Annotated in this window: 10 protein-coding genes and 1 pseudogene; 6 read left to right on the top strand and 5 right to left on the bottom strand. The window is 32.8% G+C overall.

Annotated elements, in window-relative coordinates:
- A partial coding sequence (locus tag RT445_RS22020; protein ID WP_313471561.1) for a spore germination protein occupies positions 1-598 on the top strand: 598 nt, incomplete at its 5' end.
- 51 nt (positions 599-649) lie between these two features.
- Here the strand turns inward: RT445_RS22020 and RT445_RS22015 are convergent.
- The 4 genes from RT445_RS22015 to RT445_RS22000 all read right to left on the bottom strand — a co-directional run bounded on the left by RT445_RS22015 (position 650) and on the right by RT445_RS22000 (position 3,065).
- A complete protein-coding gene (locus RT445_RS22015) occupies positions 650-829 on the bottom strand; it encodes a hypothetical protein (protein ID WP_274793339.1) in 180 nt (59 codons plus the stop codon).
- A gap of 508 nt (positions 830-1,337) precedes the next feature.
- Positions 1,338-1,655: a hypothetical protein gene (locus tag RT445_RS22010; protein ID WP_313471560.1), complete on the bottom strand. Its 318-nt coding sequence runs from the start codon at positions 1,653-1,655 to the stop codon at positions 1,338-1,340.
- Between the two features lie 501 nt (positions 1,656-2,156).
- Positions 2,157-2,360 (bottom strand): hypothetical protein, encoded by a 204-nt coding sequence (locus RT445_RS22005; RefSeq protein WP_312506434.1) that lies wholly within the window; start codon positions 2,358-2,360, stop codon positions 2,157-2,159.
- A gap of 363 nt (positions 2,361-2,723) precedes the next feature.
- Positions 2,724-3,065: an ATPase gene (locus RT445_RS22000; RefSeq protein ID WP_274793335.1), complete on the bottom strand. Its 342-nt coding sequence runs from the start codon at positions 3,063-3,065 to the stop codon at positions 2,724-2,726.
- Positions 3,066-3,968: 903 nt separating this feature from the next.
- On the opposite strand from RT445_RS22000, the gene RT445_RS21995 reads away from it, so the two are divergent.
- Positions 3,969-4,337: a hypothetical protein gene (locus RT445_RS21995; RefSeq protein WP_274793334.1), complete on the top strand. Its 369-nt coding sequence runs from the start codon at positions 3,969-3,971 to the stop codon at positions 4,335-4,337.
- Between the two features lie 54 nt (positions 4,338-4,391).
- Here RT445_RS21995 and RT445_RS21990 read toward each other — a convergent pair.
- Positions 4,392-4,810, bottom strand: a pseudogene (locus tag RT445_RS21990) (VOC family protein).
- Positions 4,811-4,993: 183 nt separating this feature from the next.
- On the opposite strand from RT445_RS21990, the gene RT445_RS21985 reads away from it, so the two are divergent.
- The 4 genes from RT445_RS21985 to RT445_RS21970 all read left to right on the top strand — a co-directional run bounded on the left by RT445_RS21985 (position 4,994) and on the right by RT445_RS21970 (position 7,667).
- Positions 4,994-5,215 carry a cyclase gene (locus RT445_RS21985; protein ID WP_274793333.1) on the top strand — a complete coding sequence of 74 codons (222 nt, stop codon included), beginning with the start codon at positions 4,994-4,996 and terminating at the stop codon, positions 5,213-5,215.
- 110 nt (positions 5,216-5,325) lie between these two features.
- Positions 5,326-5,877, top strand: a complete 552-nt coding sequence (locus RT445_RS21980; RefSeq protein WP_274793332.1) for a GNAT family N-acetyltransferase — start codon at positions 5,326-5,328, stop codon at positions 5,875-5,877.
- Between the two features lie 324 nt (positions 5,878-6,201).
- Positions 6,202-6,591 carry a VOC family protein gene (locus tag RT445_RS21975; protein ID WP_274793331.1) on the top strand — a complete coding sequence of 130 codons (390 nt, stop codon included), beginning with the start codon at positions 6,202-6,204 and terminating at the stop codon, positions 6,589-6,591.
- Between the two features lie 311 nt (positions 6,592-6,902).
- Positions 6,903-7,667, top strand: coding sequence for an aminoglycoside adenylyltransferase domain-containing protein (locus RT445_RS21970; protein WP_274793330.1), 765 nt, complete (start codon positions 6,903-6,905; stop codon positions 7,665-7,667).
- The last annotated feature ends 234 nt before the right edge of the window (positions 7,668-7,901 follow it).

The following is a 7,901-nucleotide window of genomic DNA, read 5'->3' as shown; positions in this document are numbered from 1 at the left end:
AAGAATGTTACGCTTTTTTGGCTTTTTCCTTACAATCATGATTACGCCGATGTATATATCAGCCTTAACTTTTCATCCGGAAATTTTACCATATGAATTATTATTAAATCTTCAGGAATCGAGGAGTAAAGTTCCATTTCCACCTCTTATAGAAGTGTTGTTTATTGAACTGATCGTTGAAGTTTTACGAGAAGCGGGTTCTCGAATGCCGACAAAGGTAGGGCAAACAATCGGTATCGTTGGCGGTATAGTTATTGGAACAGCTGCAGTGCAAGCTGGTCTTTTAAGTAATATTCTTATTGTATTAGTAGCTACATCAGCGTTACTATCCTTTCTTCCCCCTATATTTTTAATGAGTAATGCAAGTCGATTTGTACGATATATTTTTATCTTATCTGCCGGACTGTTTGGCTTGTTTGGACAAATGCTCGCCCTTGCATGGCTAATCCATCATTTACTAAGCTTAAAATCTTTAGGCACTAATTTCATGACACCTGCTATACCACGTAAACCAACTGATTTATTCGATAGTATTATTCGAGCTCCAATAGACTATATAAGGGACAAGAAAGGTATTTCAGGAACAAAGAAAAATTGAGCAAAACAAAGACCAGGCTCTCTAAAAAAGGAGCTACTGGTCTTTTTTGAATTAATAGGCATATGGATTTTCTCTGTGAAGTTGCCAATACAGTTGAACAAGTTGTGTTTCATACTTAAAATGTTGTTCGTAAAAATACATATGTTTCTCTGGATCAATATGTTCATAGTATTTCGCTAACGTACCATATAAACTTACTTTTTGAAGCAATTGTGCTAACCGTGGATCCATTTCATTCCGCCCTTCTTTGTGCTCTAGACTTAACATATGTAAACCCATGAAGTATTTCTGGGCCTGTTAGAAAAAAGAAAGGGAACGGTACTCGATTTAAATTTGAAAGGTTGTAATATGACAACGTTAGGTTCTAGGAATTTTAGATAACTTTATTACATTAAAAATAAAGCCTATCAGTCCGCAAATAAAGAAAACATAGGCTACGAGAATGGACATAGCTTCTAAGTTGTTTGTAAAGATTCGATATCCTCCTAAAGTAAGTAAAGCCAAACTAGTAACCGAGCCAAGCAATGATTTATTCTTGTCAGACAAAAAAACACCCCCAAAATAATGATATATAATATGTTAACATGGATTATTATTTAAGTTAACATATAGGTTTTTTTATGAAACTTAATCAGGTGTATCGAAGCCCTTACTCAAATGGTTTAACTAATTTGTTTCCGCCTTTTTTAAAAATATCTGATAGGCTTCATATTGTTCCTTCAGTTGTAAATGGGCTTCCTTACGTTTTTCTGGGGTTCTCGCTTCTATGTAGGCATTCAAGCATTGAAGATATTCGTTCTTTATATTGAAATCCTCCAGAATATTGTTCTTTAATTGAGGGCTCCATCTGTAGACCGCCACCAGTTTGATTAGCAACATCCGCAAATGCATCATATAGTAGCTCAAATAGTTGTGCTCGTTGTTCTCGAGTATACTGTTCACCTGTTTCCTGAAATAATAAAATACGTTCAATTGGCTTTTGTATGATATATAGTTGTCCATAAAGTAGTGATCGATAACTTTTTATTAGTGGTGTTGGTGTAAAGCATAATCCCAATCACCATCACTACTTAAAAATCCTCCTATATATAATATGGCACTTCTATAATTTATTTGCATCCTTAAAAGGTAAATATACTTCGGCAGGGAGGCAGTACTATAATTGAAGGATAACGATCCAAATATCAGTCATATTGCCTTCCATAAAGAATTCATTTTTTCAGTAATTTATTCGTGAAGTATCGGTAAATATTAGGGATTAGATGTAACTGATTTTTAGACAAATAAAACAAAGATCTTAAGGGTCACTCAGATAAAAGTAACCCTTAGCACCAAAATAGGAGTGTTAGGCTAAAAGCTAAACTATATTTACCTTTCTAATGGAGTTCTGGTTGTGATTGTACCAGTATGAATTGGGTTTCGGGTTAACGAATCTTAAGTTACTTTATACTGACCGGTGTCTCTTAGGTGACAGTTTTAAGGTAAAGATTGATCTATCCATGAGGATTAAAGTGTTTTAATTATGTTCATGAATTGCCATTATTATCTGAAAATAAATTTAGAAGATTGCTCCATTTGTTAAAGCAATATCATCTGCAACTTTATAGAAATATCTATTTTTTATTGGGAGAATAACTTCTTCTTCAGGAATAACCTCTAAAGGTGATTCATTGGAATCTATGTCAATAGCGTTTATACGGTGCCGAAATACTCGATTATTTTCACTGTGGCAAATAAATTTTTGTTGGTCCAATTTTTTCATCTTTCCTCACCTCCCTTTTTAATATGTTGTGGACCCTGTAAATTATAGGTATCTGTTACAAGGAAAAAATCCCCAAGAGAATACATCTTATCCTATATAAATATTTTATGAATAAAGATTGGAAGGCGATTGGTAATATGTCTATAAAGAAATGATTTCAACCTTTAATGAATGTGATTTTTTGTATAGCTTAAATAATTGAAAGTATAATATGAAATTTGAAGAAATATAAGGAGATAGATTTTTTTCTTGTTACTGATCAATACAGAAAGGGGATAAGTCGGAGGTAAATGAATGAATAGGAAAGCCCTATAGCAAGCTATAGGGCTTTTATGATTTTAACTGTTAAAATCTGATGGGAAATTAAAGAATTTCTGTTAATTCTGAGTGCACAAGTCTTTGGGCAGTAATGATAACCCCTGAAGCAGTTCGTCCGTAAACACTATATAATCCTCCTGTTTGGTTAGGAGCAATTTCAACTTCATATTGAGCCGAATTTCCTAAACCTGGTGTTACAAAAGCAGAAGCGTTTGCACCCACGCTAAATGGAGTTGTTGATATAAGGTGTCTTGTACCGTTTAGTCTAAAAACTCGAACTACGCCAGTAAGTTGACCTCCAGTAAGATTGAGAATTTTGACACGAACGCTAGTTGCATTAGCTGGTTGATTTCCTGTATTTTCTATTGGTCCAGTTGTTAATGGCATGTAATTTTCACCCCCTCCAATGTAAAGATCTATAATCTGCAGATTACCTTTTCATAATATGTAATAGGTTGTTACTTTCCTTGGTCGTATTAATCATATTTCCAAAAAATAAAAAAATTGTAGAGATGAATTAGTAGATATTTTTTCAATAGAAAACTTATAAACAAAGGTGTTCTTATATACCAAGGCTTATTACATAGTAGAAATATCTATATCTTTATAAGAACTTAAATTGGACGTTATCAATTCAAATACTCAAAAAAAGGAATAAGACATAAACATCTATTTCCTGCTCTATAGCTTGTCATTTAGTTTTTATTCATGTTTGAACTCAAGTGCTACTGTTCGTATCGTTTAATTATCGCGTATAAGTAAGTGAATCAAATTTATAGCACAGAAAAATGCACAAAAAAGCCGCAGCGTCAGCAAACGCCACAGCTTCCTGAAGAATTTATGAAACAATATGTAGATAACTGCTATGAATTGAAATTAGGTTTTCATTTCAGCCATATCATTCATTGTTTTTATACTAAATAAATATTTAACAGATGAAAGATCAATAGAGAACTATTAAGGGCCACCTTGTAGTGACCCCTAAGTAACAATTCGGGAGGTACCAAGTTAAACTAAATTAGCTTAACACTACTATTTATATGATTCGATGACTTGGGTTTTATAGTTTATTGCCTTTAGTAAAGAAAAAACTATAAAAACAAAATCGTTCCAATTAAAAGGCTGGTATTTGTGAAAGATGTCCTGATGCCTTTTAGTTAGTGCATGCCACATTTCCCTATGGTTTCGGTTATAAAGTGTTTTATTCAGGGAAGAAAGGACAACTTTTGCAGAGAATTATTCCAATTTGATGATTTTTTGCTATTATTAGAGTTGGAGGTGGTTATTAAAATGTATAGTAATACAGCAAATATGCTTAAACAGACTACAAATCTTATCAATGCGTTGATTAAATTAAAGCAAAATCTAACTTTTGTGAAATCACATGTTAATAGCGATAAAACGCTGGCCATCTATTTCTTAAGTAATGCATATAGTGACTTTAATTTATTTAAAACTATTTATTTATCCGTAACACCTGGTGACCAAAAAATTGATGAATTTTTACAGGAACATGAAAAATTCTTTCTGGAAGTAAATAAATACTTAGAGCTTTTTAATGATGATAATGTTATGGAAGATAAACTTCATAAGGAAGTCATGTTTTCAATCAACGAAACAGAAAGGTATTTGTTAAATTTATTAGATATGTATAGATAAATCAAAATGCCCAGGTGCTGATTTTAATTAGCCTGGGCAAAATAGGTTAAGAGATTACTTTGAGCATTCGTATTTTTCCTTAAAGAGCGGGCTTAATTCGCTCCATACATCAAACTTATTGCCATTTACATCATAAAAACAAAGTTTCTCCCCGTATGTCCTCTTTCCTCAATTTCCCCCACTCTAATTTGTTTTTCAATAAACTCCCGATGTATAGCTTCTAAAGCATGTAAACCATTGACTTCAAAAGTTAAGGAAAAATGCTCATTGCCGTAAATATCATAAAAATTGGCGCTTTGATTTTCCTTAGACTTAACTAGAAATATACTTTGGTTAGCAAAATTAAGTATAGCCTTGTCTTTATCTTGATAACTTAATTCCGCTCCTAGTTTGTTTACATACCATTCTGTTGATTGTTCTACACTTACAACTGGAATATAGGTGGTACCTACTCTTAATAATTTTTCACTCAATGATTGTTCCTCCTTTTAAAAAGGAAAATTCTGATAATACAAGAGTAGCAGATGCAACCATTTTGAGCAAAAGAGAGTGTTTCTTCGCATTTATGAAGCGGCAGCAGCCAATTAGAAACAAGGTATTAGTTCATTCCATGCAGAATATATTGATAGCACGCTAAAGGTAAGGTGGGGACTGCAATGGATAAACGAGTTTTATTTGACTTTGAAATTGAGTTTACAAACGGGGGTGGAATTCAAGGGCAGGAATTCCGTCTTGATATTGATGGTGATGACATATCGGATGAAGAGTTAGCTAAGTATATAGTAGAAGATATGAGGTTATTGATGGTGGGAAAAGTAAGAATCCTTAATAAGAAAATTATTAACGAAAAACATAAACGAAGTCCTACTCATGAATAATATTACTATTGTTATAGAGGACCTAAATATTTTGGATTATTTTCCTAAGCAATATGTTACTTTTAATTAGTAAATGTTAGTTTTGGTGAAAAAGGGGAGTTATGAGGAATATGGGGTTCGAATTTAAAGATTTTCCAAAAATAGAGACAGAACGCTTTATCTTACGAAAAGGAAACGTTGAGGATTGCCAGGATCTTTTTGAGCTTTATTCCGATGAAAATGTAGTCAAGTATATGCCGTTAAAAGTATTTGATTCAATGGCAGATGCATTAGATGAAGTAAATTGGTACGATAAAATTTTCAAGGAACAAATTGGCTTAAGATGGGTAATCGAAGACGCTAAGTCTCAAAAAGTGATTGGAACATGTGGTTATTTGAATTATGAAAAACAACATAACCGTATAGAAATTGGGTATGATTTAAGACCTGACTATTGGGGGAAGGGTATGATGCAAGAGGCTTTAAGCGAGATAATACACTTTGCCTTTACATCGATGGGAATCAATAAAATAGAGGCGAAAATTGAACCGGAAAATACATCATCAATAAGATTAGTGGAAAAATTGAATTTCTCCAAAGAAGGTGTTTTAAGACAGCATGAATTTGAAAAAGGGAAGTATGTTGATCTTGTCATCTTTTCACTTTTGAAAAGTGAATATTAGGAGGTCTAGAAGAGTCACACGCGCAATGAAGTGGGGCTTTTTCTTTTGTTTTGAAACTGCCACAAACATAAAAGCCGCAGCGTTTACAGACGCTACGGCTCGAATTGGTTTATGCCCTTATGTTTAGGCTAGTCAGTTACAAGCATTATAACACATTGAAGACGAAAGACGTTAATTATAACTTAAAGAGTTTGCCTATGCAGTTCTTTTTTTCTGATTGAACTAAGTATAGGCTTGTTGCACAAGAATTTTTCAAAATTAGAAAGGTGTATATTAGAAAATAGCGAATTAAAAGTGTATTACATCATTAAAGGAGGAAGTATTATGACTACACCTGACTACAGAACACCAATTAAAAACCAAATCGGTGGTGTGTTTATTCCAGTTCGTAACCTAGAGAAAGCAAAAGAATGGTACAGAAAAATTCTTGGATTGGAAGGAGGAGAAGAATATTTTGGACACGTATTCGTGGTACCGATGGAAGGTACGGCTGGATTAATATTAGATGCCATGCCAAAGTGGAGAAAAGAGGATGGTGATATTTCTACTTACCAAGTTCCAGCCATTCAATTTTTAACGAATGATATTGAGGCTGCTTATCAATTTATGCAGGAAAATCATGTGGAACTTGTTACAGAGATTCAGGATCATTTTTATTTTGTATTCAAAGATTTAGATGGGAATTTATTAATGATTTGTAAAGAAGCATCTTAATGATTGTAAACGATTGCTTTAATGAAATTTAAGAGTATGTCTTATCATAGAAAAATAAACTCGGATGTCGGTCGATGAGATGAGGTTTAATTGCTAAATGTTAGGACTAACGACCGACCATCTTTTGTAGTCCTTCTTAACAAATACAGATAGAGGGAATAGCATTCATCTACATTCGGGGGGATTATCGAAATTAGAAAACCTTCCATTATTTTGATATTATAAATATCAATGCTAGGAAGAAGGGGATTTTTCTGAACTCAAATGTGTCTATGTTGGTTCAAACTATATTAAATGAATATCTTACACGATTGAATAAACAAATTCCAAATACACTGGAAGGGTTATATTTACATGGTTCAATTGCTCTTAACGCGTATAGCGAAGGTTCTAGTGATATTGATTTTATCGCAGTGATAAACAGACCTTTAACTGAATTAGATGTGAAAGAAATAGCTAATCTGCATAAAGCTTTGAATCAAAAATATAAGGGAACAGTGATGGATGGATGTTATTTATTAGTTGAGGATGTTGGAAAAGACGAGTCGGAGATAAAAAATTGTTTATACGTAAATGACGGTAAAATTAAATGGAGTAATGAAGGGGTTAATCCCATTACTTGGTGGATTCTGAAAAATAAAGGAATAACAATTTTAGGCACAAGTATAGATACATACGACTTCAATGTAAATGACAAAATTCTAAATGACTACATATTAAAAAATATGAACACCTATTGGGCAAATAGATTGAAAGCTAGAAAAAAATATCAATCTATGTCAATTCTGTTACCTAATAAATTAATTGATTTAGAAGTTGAATGGTCAATTACAGGGATGCTAAGACAATTTTATACATTGCAAGAACGTGAAATTGTTTCAAAAGTTGAGGCAAGTAAATATGCTTTAAAAAAATTACCTGAAAGATGGCACAATATTATTAAAGATGCCATAAGTATTCGAGAAGGTTCAAACATCCGTTATTACAACTCAAAAAAACAACGTATTAACGATATGATTCAGTGCATGGATTACATACTAAATACGAGTAATGCTAATCATAATATCAAATTTTAAAAGTCTGTACTAGCTTTTGAAAGTGAATAAATCTATCAATTTCGATGAAGGGGGATAACAAGCAGCGCGTGCGGTAGTTTTTTGCTGCCAGATATCCCTTTTTAATTATATGTAAATGAGGGGATTACCATTGGACTTTGTGGTAACGAAATGTAGTTGTGGAAGGTCTAATTGGATTTTAAATTAAACAGGCGTGGAAGATCAGAAAGAGTAAGTGCATATGTGAGAGAAAAA

It is taken from the genome of Lysinibacillus sp., assembly GCF_032093475.1.
GTDB lineage: Bacteria > Bacillota > Bacilli > Bacillales_A > Planococcaceae > Lysinibacillus > Lysinibacillus irui.
Note: the sequence above shows the minus strand (reverse complement) of the source record. Positions and strands in the feature narration are given on the sequence as shown.

Coding starts and splice junctions, on each gene's coding strand:
- RT445_RS22015 (WP_274793339.1), bottom strand. CDS start 829: ATGGATCCACGGTTAGCACAATTGCTTCAAAAAGTAAGTTTATATGGT.
- RT445_RS22005 (WP_312506434.1), bottom strand. CDS start 2,360: ATGAAAAAATTGGACCAACAAAAATTTATTTGCCACAGTGAAAATAAT.
- RT445_RS22000 (WP_274793335.1), bottom strand. CDS start 3,065: ATGCCATTAACAACTGGACCAATAGAAAATACAGGAAATCAACCAGCT.
- RT445_RS21995 (WP_274793334.1), top strand. CDS start 3,969: ATGTATAGTAATACAGCAAATATGCTTAAACAGACTACAAATCTTATC.
- RT445_RS21985 (WP_274793333.1), top strand. CDS start 4,994: ATGGATAAACGAGTTTTATTTGACTTTGAAATTGAGTTTACAAACGGG.
- RT445_RS21980 (WP_274793332.1), top strand. CDS start 5,326: ATGGGGTTCGAATTTAAAGATTTTCCAAAAATAGAGACAGAACGCTTT.
- RT445_RS21975 (WP_274793331.1), top strand. CDS start 6,202: ATGACTACACCTGACTACAGAACACCAATTAAAAACCAAATCGGTGGT.